Below are 18,221 nucleotides of genomic sequence, written 5' to 3'. Positions count from 1 at the left end.
GGGCTGCCGCGCGGACGCGTACATCCAGCGGACCCCTCGTACTCGACAATTATGACCGCACCGATTAGCCCACTGGACAGCTGGTCTGGGAAGATCCCGGCCAGCAGGCCGCCCGCCGTCTCCTCCCAGCCCGTGGCGGCCGCCGTTCAGCGTCGATGCGTGGGACCGTCCCAAACGCCGCAAGAGAGAGACCCATGGCCAGTTTTACACTCGCGGACGTTCGTGAACACACCTACAAGAGACGCGACGCGTGGTGGACAGTATTCCTTGTCGACCCGCTCGCCTCCCGGCTGGTGCTGTTCACCGCGAACCGTACGAGTATCACCCCCAACCAGATCACCGCGGGTGCCGGGGTTCTCGGTGCGGGATCTGCCGTGGCGTTCGCCCTGGGAACCTGGCCGTGGCTGGTGCTCGGCGGGGTGCTGTTCCACCTGAGCTTCGTCCTGGACTGCATGGACGGGAAGATCGCCCGGTTGAAGGGCAACGGGTCCGTGTTCGGGGCGTGGGTGGACTTCGTCTTCGACCGGGTGCGGTTCTTCGTCTGCATGATGGCGCTGCTCCTGGGGCAGTGGGTGGCCACCGGCCAGGTGGTGTTCCTGCTGCTCGCGCCCGTGGTGACCTTCCTCGACCTGATGCGTTACCTCAACGCCTCCCAGGTCGCCAAGACCCGTTCCACCATGCGGCAGAAACTCCGCGCGGCAGCAGCGGGAGAGGACGTCTCGGAAGCGGGGCCGGACGACCCGGAGAGCACCGAGGACGACGGCGACAACGCCGCCGCTGGGACCGGGCGGAGGCTTACGGGAGACACCCCCGGTGGTGGGACGCACCAGGACGCCGCGGACACCGGACAGACCGGGACCCGCGGCGCTGACGCGGACCAGGGGGGCGGCTCCGGCTGGTACGAGCGGCTGCGCAGCACGCTGCTGCGCAGCCGGGTACGCATGCACCTGTTCAGCGGCATCGAGTTCGAGATGTTCGTGTGCGTTGTCGCACCGGTCACCGCGCTGCTGGCGCCGCTGCTCCCGGTGACCAGTCTGGTGGTGGGGGTGACGGTGCTCGCCTGCGCCGGGCTGGCACTGTTCGAGGTCCTCATCGTGTACAGGTTGTGGCGGGCCACCCGCGGATTCGTCCGGGAGCTGCGCGCCCTCCGGTCGTGAGCTGCCTCCGCCCGGTCAACCGGAGCGCACCGGAGAGCCTCCGCTGGCCCCGGAGGCGCCCGCCGGATGTTGCCCGGGAATCCCCTGATGAGACCGGGAACGCCGCGGGTGTCGTGGTACCTCCGTTTGAGATTCGTTATTCCACGGGAGAGAATCGGCGCGGCGGCTCCGCGCTGGTCAATGGCCAACCGCGGGACGACACCCCTGCGTAGCCACCCGAGGAAGAAGGTGGGAACAGTGCCGCACGCGGTCGATCCGCAGCGTGCCGCCGAGCACGGAAACGTGGTCATGCGGCTCGTTGACGAGATCTTCCCCCTCGTTGAGGGCATGTACGTCGACCTGCACAAGAACCCCGAGCTGTCACACCAGGAGCACCGCACCGCCTCCGCGGTGGCGGGATGGCTCGACCGGGCCGGGTTCGAGGTGCACACCGGGGTCGGTGGCACCGGCGTCGTCGGGATCCTCCGCAACGGCGAGGGCCCCACGGTGCTGCTCCGCGGCGATATGGACGCCCTGCCGCTGGAGGAGAAGACCGGCCTGCCGTACGCGAGTACGGCACGTGGCGTGGACGAGAACGGCAACGACGTGCCGGTGATGCACGCCTGCGGGCACGACGCGCACACCGCCTGCCTGGTGGGCGCCGCCGACCTGCTGGCCGACGCCCGGCAGGAGTGGCGCGGCACCCTGATGGTGGTGGCCCAACCCGCCGAGGAGACCATCGACGGCGCGGCCACGATGCTCCAGGACGGTCTCTACACCCGGTTCGGACGTCCCGACATAGCTCTGGGCCAGCACATCGGCCCGCAGCCCGCGGGAATGATCTCGCACCGCGCCGGCGTCATCCTGGCCGCGAGTTCGACGCTGAGAATCCGTATCTTCGGGGACGGCGGCCACGCCTCCCAGCCGCACACCACGGTCGACCCGGTCGTGATCGCCGCCAGTATCGTCACCCGGCTGCAGAGCGTCGTCGCCCGGGAGGTCAGCCCGAGCGAGATGGCGGTGGTGACGGTGGGCACGCTGCAGGCCGGGACCAAAGCCAACATCATCCCGGACGAGGCCTACCTCGAGGTCAACACCCGGGCGTTGACCGACACCGTCGGTCAGCACCTGGACAGCGCGATAGAACGGATCGTGCGGGCGGAAGCTGCCGCGGCCGGCGCCGCGCGCGAACCGGAGATCACCCGGACACAGGAGGCCGGGGTGACATGCAACGACGCGGAAGCCACCGAGCAGGTCGCCTCCGCGCACCGGGCGTACTTCGGCGACGGTTACGTCATCGACCTTCCCGAACCGTTCACCGGTAGTGAGGACTTCGGGGAGCTGGGGCTTCCCGGTGACCCCGACCCCGTTCCCTACGCGTTCTGGTTCGTGGGGGCCACCCCGCACGACGTGTGGGAGGAGGCACCGGGGGAGACGCCCTACGAGAAGCTGGCCTCCCTGCCGGGCAACCACTCCTCCTACTTCGCGCCGGAACGGGAACTCACCCTGCGCGCCGGCCTCGCCGCCCTGACGATGGGGGCTCTCACCTACCTGGGGCGTGTGGAAACCGGCACCGAGACAGCCGGTCAGGCGGCCGTTCCCGCGATGGACCACCCCCAACCGGCTCCGGAGGGGCCCGCACCGGGACCGTTCACGGGAGTTACCGCCCAGCCGGCAACGGGGGCTTCCCAGCCGATAACCGGAGCCGGCCCGCCGGTTGATGGTGGTCCGCCGCCTCCGCCGGAGGGTGCTCCGGTGGACGCTCCGCCGCCTCCGGAAGGCGCGCCGATGGATGTGCCGCCGCCTCCGTCTCCGGAGGGTGCTCCGGTGGAGGGGTCGTATCCGCCTCCGCCGGGTGAGGGTGCGGTTCCGGTGTCGCAGGAGCCGCCGGCTGACGCTGTTCCTCCTCCGCCGCCGGGTGTGCCGTCGGGGGCGCCGGTTGATGGTGGTCCGCCGCCTCCGCCGGAGGGTGCTCCGGTGGACGCTCCGCCGCCTCCCGAGGGCGCGCCGATGGATGTGCCGCCGCCTCCGTCTCCGGAGGGTGCTCCGGTGGAGGGGTCGTATCCGCCTCCGCCGGGTGAGGGTGCGGTTCCGGTGTCGCAGGAGCCGCCGGCTGACGCTGTTCCTCCTCCGCCGCCGGGTGTGCCGTCGGGGGCGCCGGTTGATGGTGGTCCGCCGCCTCCGCCGGAGGGTGCTCCGGTGGACGCTCCGCCGCCTCCGGAAGGCGCGCCGATGGATGTGCCGCCACCGCCGCCCTACGCTGCGCCGTACCCGTCGGAGGAGCAACAGGAGAGCGGAACCCGCGGGGAGGACGAGCAACCGCCGCACTATCCCGATCCGCCGTACCGCCTGTAACCCGCGGCGCGGTCACGGAGAGGAACCCGCGTACCTCGCCACGAGGTGGGACGGTAGCACCTCGTGGCGCAGGTACCGCCGTGTGAACGATCCGGTGCCGTGCGACAGGGAGCGCAGGTCCACGGCGTAGCGGGTCGTCTCCAGCTGCGGAACCTCCGCCCGGATCAGTGTTCGGCCGCCGCCGAACGCCTCCGTGTTGACAACCCGGCCCCGTCGCGCGGACAGGTCGCTCATCACGGCCCCCATGTAGGTGTCCGGAACGAGGACGGAGAACTCGTCCACGGGCTCCAGCATCGACAGTTCACCGTTGTCCGCCGCGTCCCTCAGGGCGAGTCGGCCGGCCTTCTGGAACGCCATGTCCGAGGAGTCCACCGAGTGGGACTTGCCGTCGTACAGGGTCACCCTGATGTCCACCAGCGGATGTCCGGTGTGCAGCCCCGACGCCATCTGCGCTCGGATCCCCTTCTCCACCGAGGGGATGTACTGGCGCGGCACCACACCGCCGACGATGTTGTCCACGAACTGCAGGCCGGTCCCGGGAGGGAGCGGTTCCACCCGGATCCGGCAGATGCCGTACTCCCCGTGCCCGCCGCTCTGTTTGACGTTGCGGCCCGTGCCCTGGGCGGGGACGGAGAACGTCTCCCGTAGCGGGACGCGGAGCTCGGCCGTGGTGACGCTGACACCGTGGCGGTTGCGTAACCGGTCCAGAGCCACGTCCAGGTGCGCCTCGCCCATGGTCCACAGCACCAGCTGGTGGGTCTCCGGGTTCGTCTCCACCCGTGCGGTGACGTCCTCGGCGACGAGCCGCGCCACCGCCTGCGCCAGCTTGTCCTCCTCGGACTTCGTGGTGGCCTCGATCGCTGTGGGCAGCAGCGGTTCCGGGAAGGTCCACGGCGGCATCCGCAGCGGGTGCTCCCGTCCGGAGAGCGTGTCGCCCGTTTCGGCCGTCGTGAGCTTGGCGGCGACGCACACGTCTCCCGCCCGCACCTCTCCGGCGGGGGTGGTGTGCTTGCCGAGCGGGACGAACAGGGACCCCACTCGTTCCTCGAGGTCGTGCCCCTCCCCGCCGGCCGGGTCGGTGCCGCTCACATGGACCGTACTGTCCGGGCGTAGCGTGCCGGAGAACACCCGGATGAGACTGACCCGACCCACGTAGGGGTCGCTGAGGGTCTGGATCACCTCCGCGAGCAGCGCGCCGTTGGGGTCGCACTCCAGACCGGTGACGGGCGCCCCCTCCGGTGTCGCCACCTCGGGGCAGGGACGCTCGACAGGGGAGGGGCAGGCGAGCGGGAGTTCGCCCATCAGTTCGGGTACGCCGGCCCCGCCGAGGGCCGACACGGCCAGTACCGGATAGAAGCTCCCCCGGGCCACGGCCGTCTCCAGATCCGCGACAAGGACGGACGGGTCGAGCTCCGCGCCCCCCATGTAACGTTCCATGAGCGTCTCGTCCTCGCTCTCCTGGATCACGCCCTCCAGCAGCGCCTCGCGCATGGCGGCGACGCGTCCGTCACCGGCGTCCGCCGCGGTGGGGGCGGGATCCGCGCCCGTGTAGTCGTAGTAGCGGCCGGAAAGCAGACCCACCAGGCCCGTGACGGTACGGTCCGTGCCCTCACCCGAGGTGACGGGGCAGTAGGCGGGGAGGACGTTCGTTCCGAAGGCGGCCTGGCACTGCTCCACAGCGTCCTCGAAGTCCGCCCGGTGGTGGTCGATCTTGGTGACCGCGATGGCGCGCGGCATCCCGACCGAGGCGCACTCCTCCCACAGCAGCTGTGTCAGCTCGTCGACACCGTCGAGTGCCGACACCACGAAAAGAGCGGCGTCGGCCGCGCGCAGCCCGGCGCGCAGCTCCCCGACGAAGTCGGCGTAGCCCGGCGTGTCCAACAGGTTCACCTTCACCCCGCCGACCATGAACGGCAGAGCGGCGAGGTTGACCGAACGCCCCTGCCGGACCTCGGCGTCGTCGTGGTCGCTGACCGTGGTGCCGTTCTCCACCCGCCCCGCACGGCTCGTGGCGCCGGAGGCGTGCAACAGCGCCTCCGCCAGCGTCGTCTTGCCCGATCCGGAGGGGCCGATCAGTACCACGTTGCGGATGTCGGACGGGTGCTCGGTTCTGGGTGCTGTACGGGTGGTGGTCGCTGTGCTCCTGTCGGCCATGTCCTGTCACCCTCCTCCTCGTTTCGGGAACGTGCGGGAACGTGCCCTGGGCTGCCCCCGGTGCGGTGGCGCGTTGCCCCACCGCACCGGTCGGTGCGCGTCCGCGCCGAACAGGGCCCGCTCGGATGTGAGGTGACACACACACCACGGTTGCCGGTCTGGACGGACAGCACAAGAGGGGAGCTACTGACACGCCGCGACGGATCCCGGGCCGGGCCGACGGAGACGCCACCGGACCGTGGCCCCGCACCGTGTCCAGCGCACCCTCGTGGATCTCCTAGGCTGTCCCCGTGCCGTGGTCGGAGAGCATTCCTCAGTTCAGTTCCCTAGCGACGATCCTCGGAGCCGCCCTGCTGGTCTACGCGGCGGTGGGGGAGCCGTTACTGGGCAGGTGGGCCTTCAACTGGCTGGGCAGCCGGCGGGACAGCCAGTCGGGGGCGTTGGCCGGTTTCTACTGGGGCACCATCGGGCTCCACCTGGTGTGGGTTGCCCTCATCGCGGTGCTGCTGGTGTTCTCCCCGGAGCTGTCCGTCGGGCATGTGGGAGTGCGTCTGCCGTCCGCGTGGGGGCCACTGGCGGCAGCGGCGCTCGGCTTCGCGCTCGCCCTGGTGACGATGTGGTTGCTCACCCGCACCCTGTCCGGCCGGGGGAAGAAGGCGGGCCGCGGCTCGCTGTTCACCTCCGGGACGGAACCGGCCGGCAGCACACTGGAGGTGCTGGCGCCGCGTTCCCGCTACGAGCGCTGGCTGGCCGCCGGAGTCGCTGTCACCGCCGGCGTCGGTGAGGAGCTGCTCTACCGCGGCCTGTTCCTCGCCTTCGGGGTCAGTCTCGGGGTTCCCCTGTGGGCGGCGGCGATCGTGTCCTGCCTGCTGTACGCCGGAGCCCACATCTACCAGGGGTGGTGGGGGCTGGTCGGCCCCGGCCTCCTCGGCGCGTTGTTCACCGTGCTGTACCTGGGTACCGGAAGCCTTCTCGTCCCGGTCGTGCTGCACATCGGGCTGGAGCTGCGTTCCCTCCTCCTCACCGGAACCGGTCGGCGCCACCGGGCCGCGTCCGTGTGACCGGTCGCTGCGGAGCGCGGCGTGCCGGAGCGCGGCGTGCCGGTCCGAGGAACGGGTGCGCCCCGGGTGCGGTGACACCGTCCGGTCAGGCAAGCTGGAACGGTGTCCGATGCTGCGTACGTTTCCACACCCCGCTCCGCCCGTCCCGAACCGCTGCGGCTAACCACGAGTGACGGCGTCGCCCTGGACGCGTCGCTGCTGCGGGGGCGACGCCCCGAAACAGCGACGAGCGCTGTCGTCGTCGCCAACGGGTTCACCGGGACCCGGCACAGCCCCGCGACCCGGATGGTCGCCTCCGCCCTCCTGCCCGTGGGGGACGTGCTGACCTTCGACTTCCGCGGCCACCACGCCTCCGGCGGTGTGTGCACCGTCGGTAACGCCGAGATCCATGACGTGACTGCCGCCGTGGACCATCTGCGCGCCCGCGGGTACACGAGTGTGGCCACCGTGGGCTTCTCCATGGGAGCCGCCGTGGTGGTGCGCCACGCCGGTATCGTCGGTGGCGTCGCGGCCGCGGTCTCCGTCAGTGGCCCCAGCCGCTGGTACTACCGGGGAACGAGGCGTATGCGGCTGCTGCACGCCGGGGTGGAGAAACCGGCGGGACGGTGGTTCCTGCGCACGCTCCGGGGGGTGCGCGTCATCGACCAGCACTGGGAGGCCATGCCGCTCGACCCGACCGAGGCAGCGTCCGCCATCGCCCCCGCCCCACTGCTCGTGGTGCACGGCGACGCCGACGACTATTTCCCCCTCGAGCACCCCCGCCGCATCCACGGGGCCGCCCACGATCCCGCGCAGCTGTGGATCGAGCCCGGCATGGGACACGCCGAACGCGCGATGACCCGCCAACGTGCCCAGCGGGTGGCGGGGTGGCTGGTGCGCAACATGCCGGATGCCGGATCCCGGGAGGAACAGCGGCGGCCCCACTGGGCTAGAAAGGAAGGATGAGCCGAACCTGGGATCTTTCTGCGGGGACTGGGGGCCAGCCTGCCCATCCCGGTCTGCGCGGGTGGGGATTCGCCCTGCTGCTGCTCGCCACCGTAGCGAGCTTCTGCGGGTATGTGCTGCTGCTCCCGCTGGTGCCGCTGTGGGCCGCGCGGGGCGGAGCCAGCGAGTTCGGGGCGGGTTCCACCACGTCCGCGTTCATGCTGGCGACAGTACTCACCCAGCTCGCCATGCCGTGGCTGCTCGCCCGCGGCGGTTACCGCTGGACGCTGCCGGCCGGTGCGGTGCTGCTGGGGGCTCCGGCCCCGTTGCTGCTGCTGACCACGGACCTGGCGCCGCTGCTCGTCCTGTCGGCCCTGCGCGGCGTCGGCTTCGGCATGGTCACCGTCGCCGGCGCCGCCATGGCCGTCCGGCTGGTGCCCAGCAGTCAGATGGGACGCGCCTCCGGTTACTACGGCATGGCCGTGGGACTACCCAACCTCGTCCTTCTCTCGGCGGGGGTGTGGCTGGCGCTGCACGCCGGCTTCTCCGCGGTGTTCTGGACCGCAGGGCTCGCCCCTGTGCTCGGCGCGGTGGCCGCGGCGGCGATCGGCCGGGTCTCCGGCGGGACGGTGGCCCCCGCGGAACCGGAGAGCACGGCGGAGACCCCCGATCCGGAGGCGTCGCGCTCCCGGGGCCGGATGTACGCGGCGCTGGCGGTGCCGCTGGTGGTCATGCTCCTGCCGGCGATCGCCTCCAGCGGCATCGTGACCTTCCTCCCCATCCCGCTGGAGAACGCCTCCGGCGCCGTTACGGCGGCGCTGCTGGTGTTCGGCGCGGCGATGGTGGCCTCCCGCTGGCTCGGCGGGCTGCTGAGTGACCGCCGGGGCCGCCCGTGCCTCCTGCTGCCCGCGGCCGCCAGTGCTGTGGCGGGTATGGGTCTCGTCGCGGCCGGCCTCTGGCCGGCCCAGGAGGGGTGGGCCGGACCGGGCGGTGCGGGAACCGCCCTGGTCGTCGCCGGAGCGGCACTGTTCGGTGCGGGATTCGGTGGGGTGCAGAACGACACCATCGTCCTCATGTTCCGCCGCTGCGGGCCGCGGGCCTACGGCACGGCGAGCGCCGCGTGGAACATCGGCTACGACGCGGGAACCGGCGCGGGATCGCTCGGGTTGGGACTCGCCATCCAGCACGTGGGCTACGGCCCCGGTTTCGCGGCCGCCTCCGTGGCGATGCTGGCCTGCCTTCCCCTGTCCCTGGCTATGGCCGGCAGAAGCGGACCGAGCAGGGACAGGGGAAGCCCTCAGTAAGAGGAGATGTGTACGTGGTCGTAGTGGTTGGCCGTGGTTCCGCCCCGGTCATCCATGGGCTTCCAGCCCGCACCGGGGTTGCGGGTGTCCCAGATCTTCTGCTCCCAGATGATGTACATGACCCCGAGGCGGTCGGCGTTGCTCTGCGCGTAGTTGGCGATCTCCTGGCCGAGCTGCTGGTGCTGGGCCGAGGGGGTCGCCCCGCCGCTGCTCATCATGAAGTCGCAGGCCCGGCCGCTACCGTGCTCACCGGAGTTGTCACCGGGGCGCAGGCACCCCACGGGGTAGGGAGCGCCGAACTCACGCACGATCTCGTCGCGGATGCCGGCCATGCGCGGGGTGGCGCCGTCCCAGCCGGGGCCCTTGGCGTCGGCCGGGATGCTGCCGTCCCCCGGGCCGCCCGAGTCGCCGCTGTCGTCGTTCCCACCGCCGGTACCGTCGGGAACCTCTTCCTCCTCGTACCGGTCGATCTTCTCCTGCACCTCGTCGCGCTTGCTCTCGAGCTCGTCGACCAGCTCCTCGGCGTCCTCGAGCTTGCCCTGGGCTTTCTCGGCCGCTTCCTCGCGGTCCTTCTTGAGCTCGGTGAGCTGGTCCAGGCGCTTGCCGTTGTTCTCGGACAGGTGACTCACGATCGCCGCGTCGTCGAACATCTGGTCCGGGTCGTTGTTCATGACGACCTCGACCGTGGGATCGACACCGGTGCCCTTGTACCGTTGCGCGGCGAGCTCCGCGACCTCGCCGCGGGCTTCCTCGATCCTCTTGTTGACGTCCTCCAGCTCCTCGTCAGCTTCCTCGGCCGCGTCCTTCGCGTCGGTGTACTGGACGAGTTCGCTGTCGTACTGCTCTTCCAGGTCCTCAGCCCGGTCGTTGAGCTCCTCGATGCTGGGCTCGTCGTCGGAAGGGTCGGCAGAGGCTGCCGCCGGTGCGAGGGCGAGGACCGCTGCCGCGCCGACGGCCACGGAGACCGCGGACCGGGCGCGGCGCACTGCTGGTTCGGATAGTCGTGTCACGTGGATAACTCCGGGGAGGAGGGGGCCGGTGGCCGCTCAGCTCTATCCAAGGGGGCGGATGTGCGCTGTGGGCCACGCGATGCTGCGGCAAAGCATACGAGATCAGGTCGTTATCTGCCTAATGCCGGCCTCCGGGGCTAATGGGACGCGTTACGACATTCCGCCGAAAGCGGTGGGGAGTTTCGCGGTGTCGGAGGAAGGCGGTGTCTCACGCAGGAACCAGGAGGAACCGCGGACCTCACGCAGTGCCTCCCGCCGGTGCGCACGGTCCAGCCGGTCGAGGTAGACGGTGCCGTCGAGGTGATCGGTCTCATGCTGCAGACAGCGGGCCATCAGCCCGGAACCGCGCAGCGTGACCGGCTCGTTGCGCAGGTCGACGCCGGTGACGGTCGCGTACTGGGCGCGCCGGGTGGGGTACCACAGGCCGGGAACCGAGAGGCATCCCTCGTCGTCCTCCTGGATCTCCTCGGACAGTTCGACGACGGTGGGGTTGAGGATGTACCCGATCTCTCCGTCGACGTTGTAGCTGAAAGCCCGCTTCCCGACGCCGATCTGCGGTGCTGCCACTCCCGCGTAGCCGGGCGCGTCGACGGTGTCCAGCAGGTCGCGGACGAGGGCTTCGGTGTGCCGACCGAATGTGGTGACCGGTGCTGCCGGTGTGGCGAGCACCGGGTCACCGAAGTGGACGATGGAACGCTTGGTCATGACTAACAGGTTAGGTCCTGTCCGGGGGGCGTCGCCCGTTACGGACAGCGTCTGGTCGTGCCGTTCGCGGAGCTGGGGCGCTGCCGGTCAGGCCAGGCGCGGATGGAGAGCGTCGTCGAGGACCATCTCGATGTAGTCCAGGGCCGCGCGTCGCCGGGCCAGGGAGTTCTCGTACAGCGAGGGGCGCCTGCCGTCGCGGCGGATCCGCAGGCACTCGTTGACGATGCGCTGCCACCGTTCCGGAAACGCGTGCAGCGCGTACATACCGGCGGCGGACTTGGACGTGATCTCGCCGGTACGCAGGGTGAAGTGCACCCTGCTGACACTGAGCACGCTCCATGAGGGCGCCAGCGATCCCAGCGCGGCCAGTCCGCGGGGGGACACCAGCTTGCCCGCCTTGGCCCGCCAGCGCCGCCACTGCTCGTCCAGGTTGCCCAGCGCCCAGGCGCGCAGGCTCTCCGGCTCGTCCCACACGGCCAGTTCCACCGGTAGCGGGCCGCGGACGGTCACCCCCCGCTCCGCGAGGATGTGCCAGGTGGCCGGGTTGACGTCGGCCCCTGACCCCTTCCGGAACTTACCGCCCAGCACGGAGACGACGGGCCCGCACGACATCGGGTCGCGCGTGAGATCCTCCCACGTGACGTGGATGCCGTTGAACTGTGGCCGCGGAACCTGGGCCCGGGTCCGCGAGTGCGCGCGACGCAGCGCCTCGCGGTCCGACCCGCTGGGTGAGCGGGATGTGACGACGACGAAGTCGACGTCGCTGGTGTGCGGCCGGAAGTCGTCCAGTGCCACGGAGCCGGTGAGGTACAGCCCCTCGACCAGTCCCGGTGACTCGGCGTCCACATTGTGCAGGAATGCCTCAGTCAGGGTCTGCACGCGCGGGTGGATCGGCATCGGGACTCCAGTCTGCTCGGTCGCTCGGGAACGGTTCGTCCGGGGATGGTGTGACTGTCTCCCCTCCTACAAGTTTGAGCGGCGGACAGGCCGATAGCAAGCTCCCCCTGCCCGTGCCGTCGGGGGAGCCTCCACGGAGGAGACGACGGCGTCGGGGAACGCGGCGGCCTCCGTTCTCCGGAGGTGCCGTCGGAACACATTGGTCGCAATGATTCTGCATGTGCATATGCATATTATTGCGGTTTTTCCGCAGCCCGGATTCTTGTTTGCATGTTATTTGCCGAAGAACTCGGGGTATTTATCAGGGCCCGGGTGCACGTCCCTGTTTCCCCAGTTCGACTTTCGTAGTGAGGTGGTTCATCGCAGCTCGCTGAGGTTGCGGGTATTCTCGGTCCCAGAGTTCCGGATTCCGGAATATCGGGATCCGGAAGCTCGGTGGAAACGCGCGTACAGCAGGCTGTGCACCACGCTACTAACGGTGTAACGCACCCGGGAAGGGGTAGCGGGGACCGCGCCCACATTTTTGCCTCCTGCGTCGGAGACGTTCCACTCCGCGCGCGAATCCGGGATTTGTCCGAACGGAGCGCGTCCAATCCCTCCAACACACGTGGAAACCAGCAAAAACACTCCCATATGCAGGCAATTGGTCTTTGGGAAAGAGAAGGGGAGGAACCATGGTTCCGACGATGGTGCTTGTCGCGGATGACGAGCGCGACACCCACCGACAGAAGGCACTGCGCGAGCTCGCGACAGCGGTCGCCGACCGGAACGAGGCCCCCGTCGTCGGAGCCTTCGGTTCTCCCGCGGAAGTGAACGAGACCATACGCGCGGTCGACGGTCCTCTCGTACTCGTGCCGGCCTTCCTCGCCGGCGGGGACCGGGCGAGCGCGGAGCTGCTCGCCCAGCTGGACCTGAACGACCGCGGCGAAGCCTACACACTCCCCCCGCTGGGCGCCGTCCCCTCGATCATCGCCGAACTGGCCAGGCGGCTGCAGGACCACGGCTGGGCCCACGGGGACGGAGTGGTCCTCGCCGCGGACGGGTGTACCGGCCAGGAGGACCGTCGCGTCGTCACCGACGTCTCCCGCATGCTGAGCCGCCGTCTCCAGGCGGCGGTGCATGTCGGTTACCTCAACGTCTGGGCGCCTTCCGTGTGGCACGCCGCGCAGCGCCTGCGGAACAACGGCCATCCACGGGTGACGGTCGCGAACTGGTGCCTCGTCGGAGGAAGCCGGGAACGGGACCCGAACGACCTCGCCGCTTCGGGGATGACGGACCCGTTGTGGCCCTCGCCCCTCATCGTTGACCTCCTGCTCGCCCGGCACCGTGCCGGGAAAGCGCGGCTCGCGGCCTGATCCGGTTCCGCGCCCCGACCGCAGGGGCCCGGCCCTCCGGCCCGTGGGCGTCCCCGGGCGCTCCGGGACGCCCACGGGCCGGCCGGGTAAAGCACCAGGTGACCCGCAGATACGTAGGGTGTGTGTATGAATGACGTCACAATGCCACTGGTCGACAGTGACCAACGAGACCGGTTGGTCGACCGCTTCGGCCACGGCGCACTCGACTGGCTGGAGCGGCTGCCCGCGCTGGTGGACGAGATCGCCCGGGAGTGGGGGCTCACCATCGACGGTCCCGCGGAACACGGACGGACCTCCGTCGTTCTGCGCTGCCGCGGCAGTGACGACGTCCCGGCCATACTGAAGGTATCTCCCGATCCGGGGCTGCTCTCCTCGGAAGCGCGCGTTCTCCGATTGTGGGAAAACAGCAGGCGGGTACCCGAAGTGTGGGGGGTGGACCCCGACCGCGGTGCTGTCCTGATGGAGGCCATCGGCCAGGGGCACACCGTCGCCTCCATCGGGGAGGTCCCCCCGATGGAGGAGGTCGGAGCGCTCATCAACGGTCTGCACAGCGTGGACATACCCTGCCACGAGGCTGGAGAGCTGCACCCGCTCCTCACCAGGATCAACTTCCTGTTCGAGCTGTGGGAGCACCGCCGCGCCGAGGGGGCGGCGGCCGCCCACGTGCACCCCGCCCTGCTGCACCGCGGTCATGCCCACGCCCGGGAACTGGCGCACCGCGGCGAGGACACCGTCCCACTGCACGGTGACCTGCATCCCGGCAACGTCCTCGACGGCGGGCAGCAGCGGGGACTCGTCGCGGTCGACCCGCGCGCCTGCATGGGCGACGCGGCGGCCGACGGCCTCGAGTGGCCGCTGTGGCGAGCGACGACACTCGCCGAGGTGGAACACCGGGCCGCGGTCCTGGCGCCGCTGATCGGCGTCAGCGCGGACCGGCTGCTCGCCTGGTGCCGGGCCTGCGCTCCGCTGTTCGCCGTCGCCTGGGCCAACCTGGGACGCAGTGACACGGCGGAGTTCACGATGCTGCTGGAGATGTCCTCCCGCTGAGGGGCGCCAAAACCGCGCGAACCGGTGGCCGTCCGGCTCCGAGCCGCACTGGGGCCCACGGGTGAGGCGGCCGTGCGCCGGAGGGGAGGGGAAGTGCGTCTCAGCCGCCCTTCTCGAACCGGTAACCCATGCCGGCCTCGGTGATCAGGTAGGCGGGATGCGCCGGGTCCGGTTCGAGCTTGCGACGCAGCTGGGCCATGTACACCCGGAGATAGTTCGTCTCGCTCTGGTACACCGGCCCCCACACGTCGTGCAGGAGCTGGCGCTGGCTCACCAGCCTGCCCGCGTTGCGGGCCAGCAGCTCCAGAATGTGCCACTCGGTGGGAGTGAGCCGCACCTCGTGGCCGTGGCGCGTGACCCGTTTGGCCTCCAGGTCCACGGTGAACGCGCGGGTGGTCACGACCGGAGCCTCCTCGGCCCGTACCGAACGGCGCTGGGCGGCGCGCAACCGCGCCAGCAACTCGTCCATACCGAACGGTTTCGTGACGTAGTCGTCGGCCCCCGCGTCCAACGACCGCACCTTCTCGGTGGAGGAGTGGTGCGCGGACAGCACGATGATCGGCACGCTCGTCCACCCGCGCAACCCCTCGATGACCGCGCCGCCCGCCATGTCGGGAAGCCCCAGGTCGAGCAGCACGATGTCCGGCATGTTCGCGGCCGCGGCGCGCAGCGCGGCCGCACCGTCGAATGCGGTGTCCACCTCGTAACCCCGGGCCCGCAGGTTGATCCGCATCGCACGCACGATCTGCGCGTCGTCGTCGACAACCAGTACCCGCATCACTCGACCTCGGCTTCCGCGGCGGGGCCAGCCGTCCAACTGGGCAACGTGAACACCATGGTCAGCCCTCCGCCGGGGGTGTCCTCAGCGCTCAGTGTGCCCCCCATCGCCTCGGCGAACCCGCGTGCGACAGCCAGCCCCAGTCCGATGCCCGTACCGCGCGGGGCGTCATCGCTGCGGCGGAACGCCTCGAAGATGCGTTCCCGGGACTCCTCGGGAACGCCGGGACCGTGGTCCACCACCCGTAGCTCCACGGTCGCGCCCAGCGAGCTCGCGGCGATGCGGACCGGCCGGGCACCGGGCGGGTTGTGCCGGGTCGCGTTCTGCACCACGTTCGCCACGGCCCGTTCCAGCAGCCCGACGTCAGCGCGGACCCGAGGCAGGTGGTCCGCGACGTCGACCGTGACCGTGTGCTCGGAAAGGCCGATCAGGGCCGCCGGGACCACCTCCTCCAGCCCGACGGCACGCAGGTTGGGGCGCACCGTGTCGGTCTGCAGCCGGCTCATGTCCAACAGGTTGCCGACCAGTCCGTTCAGCCGGTCGGTCGACTCCTCGATGTTCTCCAGCAGCTCCGCCCGGTCGCTCTCGTCCAGCGCGATGTCGACCGCACGCAGACTGGAGACACTCGCCTTGATCGACGTCAGCGGAGTGCGCAGGTCGTGGGAAACCGCGGCGAGCAGGGCCGTACGGATCTTGTTGCCCGCTGCCTGGCGTTTCGCCTCGGCCGCGTCGCTGGCCAGACGCTGCTGCTCCAGCGCGATCCCGATGTGGGTGGCGAACGCCCCCAGGATGCGGCGGTCGGCAGCCGGCGGGGTGTGCCCGCGCAGAGCCAGCGCCAACGTGTCACTGACCGACACCAGCGCGTCCGCGTCCTCCGGGAAACGACACGGGCCCTCACCCTTGTGATCGACCAGCTCCCAACTTCCGTCGTCGCGCTGCCCGATCAGGGCCACCGAACGCTGGCCGAACGTCTCCCTGATCCTGCGCAGCAGTGCCGCCAACGGCTCCTGGCCGCTGAGGACGCTCCCCGCCAGCAGACTCAACGTGCTGGACTCGGCCCGGGCACGCGCCGCCTGCACCGAGCGGCGGTTGGCCACGTCCACCACGAGCGCGATCGCTACCCCCACCGTGAGGAACGCGACGAGAGCCACCACAGCGTCGACACGGGCGACGGACAACCGGTACAGGGGAGGAAGCAGCAGGACGTTGAACAACAGGACGCTCCACACCGTGGAGGCGAGCGCGGGCCACGACCCGCCCACCAGCGCCACCCCCACCGTGGTGAACAGGAACGCCAGCATCCCCGTGGTGGTGTTGAGGTGGTCCAGCACCGGCAGGTGCAGGGCGGCGGCGACCAGCGGCGGGAGGCACAACGCCGCGGTCCACCCCCACGCGCGCCTTCCACGTCCCAGGTTCGTGGAGAGCGGCGGGAGCATACCCCGGCCGCGTCCCACCTCCTCGTGGGTGACGATGTGCACGTCGATGTCGCCCGACTCCCGCGCGACGGTCGCGCCCACACCGGGGCCGAGGACGTACTGCCACGGGCGTCGCCGTGACGAGCCCAGCACGATCTGGGTGGCGTTGACACCCCGCGCGAACTCCAGCAGCGCGGCCGGGACGTCGTCCCCGACAACCTGGTGGTAGGTTCCGCCGAGCTGCGCGAGCAACTGGCGCTGCCGGGAGAGCGCCCCGGAGCGGTTCCGGCTCAGGTGGCGGCTGGAGACCACGTGCACCGCCATCAGGTTGCTGGGCTGCGGCTGGCCCCCGCGGGAGCGCGCGGCGATCCGCGCGGCGCGGCGCAGCAGCGTCTTCCCCTCGGGCCCGCCGGTGAGCGCGACGACGACCCGCTCCCGTGCCTCCCACGTTTCGCGGATCTTGTGCTCACCGCGGTAGCGGGCGATCCCCTCGTCGACCCGGTCGGCCACCCACAACAGCGCCAACTCCCGCAAGGCGGCGAGGTTGCCCTCCCGGAAGTAGCTGGAAAGGGCGGCGTCGACCCGCTCCTCCGGGTAGATGTTGCCGTGCGACATCCGCCGGCGGAGCGACTGCGGTGACATGTCGCACAACTCGATCTGGTCCGCCCGGCGGACCACCTCGTCCGGTATCGTGCTCGTCTCCCGCACCCCGGTGATCTGTTCCACGACGTCGTTGAGCGAGGTCAGGTGCTGGATGTTCACCGTGGAGATGACCTCGATGCCCGCTTCCAGCAGCTCCTCGACGTCCTGCCACCGTTTGGTGTTGCGGGCACCGGCGGCGTTGGTCCGCGCGAGTTCGTCGACGACGGCGACACGCGGGCGGCGGGCGAGCACGGCCTCCACGTCGAGGTCGCCCTCGGTCGTCTCGGCCACGGCGGGCAGGGGCTGTTCCGCCGTTCCCGTACCGTCAAGCAGCTCCTGCACCCGTTGCCGCCCGTGGGAGGCGGCGACGCCGACCACGATGTCAGTGCCGCGGCCGCGGCGGCGGCGCGCCTCGCTCAGCGCGGCATAGGTCTTCCCGACACCGGGCGCGGCGCCCAGGTAGATCCGCAGCCTCGCACGTTTGACGTGCTCCCCGCCGTGGGCGGCGGGGATCCCCTCGCTGCTATGCCGCGACTCGGGCGGTACCTCCTGGCGGTTTCCCTCTGCTTCCTGCCTCATCACCCAACGCCCCCTCGAACGAGGCGGGACTCACCCGGGCTCCACAGGCGTTTACCCTCTCCGCACGCCCCGCGGCGGGGATGTTCAACGCTGCGTTGACGTCCCGATCCAGCACCAAACCGCACGCCTGGCACTCGAACAGGCGCAACCGCAGCGGCATCGCGTCCTGGACGGACTGCACCAGCGGCACCGAGGCGACCTCGGCCAGCCACCCGCGGGCTTCGGTGCGTTTCGCCTCGGTGATGACCCGACGTTGCACCTCGGCGTTCGACAGTTTCTCGCCCGCCTGCCAGGCCGCCTCGCGCGCACGGATCACGTCGTTGGACACCACGCGCACGCAGCCGAACGTAGGCATCAGCATCGCCCGTTGCGCCCCGGTGGGCTCGATCCGGTAGGGATACCCGGTGTGCACCATGAGCAACACACCATGGTGGTCCAGGGGTGACCGCGAGAACGACCACACTGGCCAGCACTGCGGATTCCGGCTTCATGCCCGCGTGGTCGTTGCGACGACGTATCGGCGGGACGTGCTCACCAGCGGCCATCGGAACTTCCCGGACCCCGTGCTCTCCACGGTGTGGTCTGACGTCGGTGCACACGTGTCGGAGTTCCACGGCGAGGATGACCACCTGCACCTGCTGGTGGAGTCGCCGCCGCAGGTGCAAGTGTCCCCGCCGGCGAACAGTCCGGAACTGGTGCCGCCGCGGCGGCACCAGTTCCGCGGGCGGACCCACCGGACCCACCTGTGGTCGCCGTCGTATCCCGCGGTGTTCTGCGGCGGGGCACCGCTGTCGACCATTCGCCAGTACGTGGAGAACCAACATCGCCCGTCCTAACGACCCGCTACGCGGGTCGTGAC

At 70.4% G+C, this 18,221-nt stretch carries 15 protein-coding genes; 8 read left to right on the top strand and 7 right to left on the bottom strand.

Going from position 1 to position 18,221, the window contains the following annotated elements:
- Positions 1-194: 194 nt before the first annotated feature.
- Together FHX37_RS13215 and FHX37_RS13210 are read left to right on the top strand one after the other, a co-directional pair.
- Positions 195-1,157, top strand: a complete 963-nt coding sequence (locus FHX37_RS13215) for a CDP-alcohol phosphatidyltransferase family protein (protein ID WP_141924183.1) — start codon at positions 195-197, stop codon at positions 1,155-1,157.
- 228 nt (positions 1,158-1,385) lie between these two features.
- Complete coding sequence (locus FHX37_RS13210; protein ID WP_170181581.1) at positions 1,386-3,491, top strand: amidohydrolase; 2,106 nt, start codon at positions 1,386-1,388, stop codon at positions 3,489-3,491.
- A gap of 12 nt (positions 3,492-3,503) precedes the next feature.
- On the opposite strand, the gene FHX37_RS13205 is transcribed toward FHX37_RS13210, so the two are convergent.
- Positions 3,504-5,645, bottom strand: coding sequence for an elongation factor G-like protein EF-G2 (locus tag FHX37_RS13205; RefSeq protein ID WP_141924181.1), 2,142 nt, complete (start codon positions 5,643-5,645; stop codon positions 3,504-3,506).
- A 290-nt stretch (positions 5,646-5,935) separates the two neighbouring features.
- On the opposite strand from FHX37_RS13205, the gene FHX37_RS13200 reads away from it, so the two are divergent.
- The 3 genes from FHX37_RS13200 (at position 5,936) to FHX37_RS13190 (ending at position 8,934) form a co-directional block, all read left to right on the top strand.
- Positions 5,936-6,706, top strand: a complete 771-nt coding sequence (locus FHX37_RS13200; protein WP_246062278.1) for a CPBP family intramembrane glutamic endopeptidase — start codon at positions 5,936-5,938, stop codon at positions 6,704-6,706.
- 102 nt (positions 6,707-6,808) lie between these two features.
- Positions 6,809-7,651, top strand: coding sequence for an alpha/beta hydrolase family protein (locus FHX37_RS13195; RefSeq protein ID WP_141924180.1), 843 nt, complete (start codon positions 6,809-6,811; stop codon positions 7,649-7,651).
- Positions 7,648-8,934: an MFS transporter gene (locus FHX37_RS13190; RefSeq protein ID WP_141924179.1), complete on the top strand. Its 1,287-nt coding sequence runs from the start codon at positions 7,648-7,650 to the stop codon at positions 8,932-8,934. Before FHX37_RS13195 ends, FHX37_RS13190 begins: the two co-directional genes overlap by 4 nt.
- Here the strand turns inward: FHX37_RS13190 and FHX37_RS13185 are convergent.
- The 3 genes from FHX37_RS13185 to FHX37_RS13175 form a co-directional block, all read right to left on the bottom strand.
- A complete protein-coding gene (locus tag FHX37_RS13185) occupies positions 8,928-9,944 on the bottom strand; it encodes a coiled-coil domain-containing protein (RefSeq protein ID WP_141924178.1) in 1,017 nt (338 codons plus the stop codon). The two genes, FHX37_RS13190 and FHX37_RS13185, sit on opposite strands and share 7 nt — an antisense overlap.
- Before the next feature lie 150 nt (positions 9,945-10,094).
- Positions 10,095-10,649 (bottom strand): peptide deformylase, encoded by a 555-nt coding sequence (gene def / locus FHX37_RS13180; protein WP_141924177.1) that lies wholly within the window; start codon positions 10,647-10,649, stop codon positions 10,095-10,097.
- Between the two features lie 87 nt (positions 10,650-10,736).
- Entirely contained in the window at positions 10,737-11,546 is an 810-nt protein-coding gene (locus tag FHX37_RS13175; protein WP_141924176.1) for an aminoglycoside adenylyltransferase domain-containing protein, read from the bottom strand.
- 674 nt (positions 11,547-12,220) lie between these two features.
- On the opposite strand from FHX37_RS13175, the gene FHX37_RS13170 reads away from it, so the two are divergent.
- Both FHX37_RS13170 and FHX37_RS13165 read left to right on the top strand, forming a co-directional pair.
- Complete coding sequence (locus FHX37_RS13170; RefSeq protein WP_141924175.1) at positions 12,221-12,901, top strand: sirohydrochlorin chelatase; 681 nt, start codon at positions 12,221-12,223, stop codon at positions 12,899-12,901.
- A 126-nt stretch (positions 12,902-13,027) separates the two neighbouring features.
- Entirely contained in the window at positions 13,028-13,948 is a 921-nt protein-coding gene (locus tag FHX37_RS13165) for an aminoglycoside phosphotransferase family protein (RefSeq protein ID WP_141924174.1), read from the top strand.
- 100 nt (positions 13,949-14,048) lie between these two features.
- On the opposite strand, the gene FHX37_RS13160 is transcribed toward FHX37_RS13165, so the two are convergent.
- From FHX37_RS13160 to FHX37_RS13150, 3 genes are read right to left on the bottom strand one after another with little or no spacing between them, the layout of a single operon-like run.
- Positions 14,049-14,726 (bottom strand): response regulator, encoded by a 678-nt coding sequence (locus tag FHX37_RS13160; RefSeq protein WP_141924173.1) that lies wholly within the window; start codon positions 14,724-14,726, stop codon positions 14,049-14,051.
- Positions 14,726-17,362, bottom strand: a complete 2,637-nt coding sequence (locus FHX37_RS13155) for an ATP-binding protein (RefSeq protein ID WP_141924172.1) — start codon at positions 17,360-17,362, stop codon at positions 14,726-14,728. Before FHX37_RS13155 ends, FHX37_RS13160 begins: the two co-directional genes overlap by 1 nt.
- Positions 17,307-17,777: a helix-turn-helix domain-containing protein gene (locus FHX37_RS13150; RefSeq protein WP_141924171.1), complete on the bottom strand. Its 471-nt coding sequence runs from the start codon at positions 17,775-17,777 to the stop codon at positions 17,307-17,309. The genes FHX37_RS13155 and FHX37_RS13150 overlap by 56 nt, the downstream gene beginning before the upstream one ends.
- Between FHX37_RS13150 and tnpA the strand changes: the two genes are divergently transcribed.
- Entirely contained in the window at positions 17,776-18,198 is a 423-nt protein-coding gene (gene tnpA, locus FHX37_RS13145; protein ID WP_141924170.1) for an IS200/IS605 family transposase, read from the top strand. The two genes, FHX37_RS13150 and tnpA, sit on opposite strands and share 2 nt — an antisense overlap.
- Positions 18,199-18,221 lie beyond the last annotated feature (23 nt).

Source organism: Haloactinospora alba (genome assembly GCF_006717075.1).
GTDB classification, from domain to species: domain Bacteria; phylum Actinomycetota; class Actinomycetes; order Streptosporangiales; family Streptosporangiaceae; genus Haloactinospora; species Haloactinospora alba.
The sequence above is the reverse complement of the archived record's forward strand: the minus strand, read 5'-3'. Positions and strand labels throughout refer to the sequence as shown.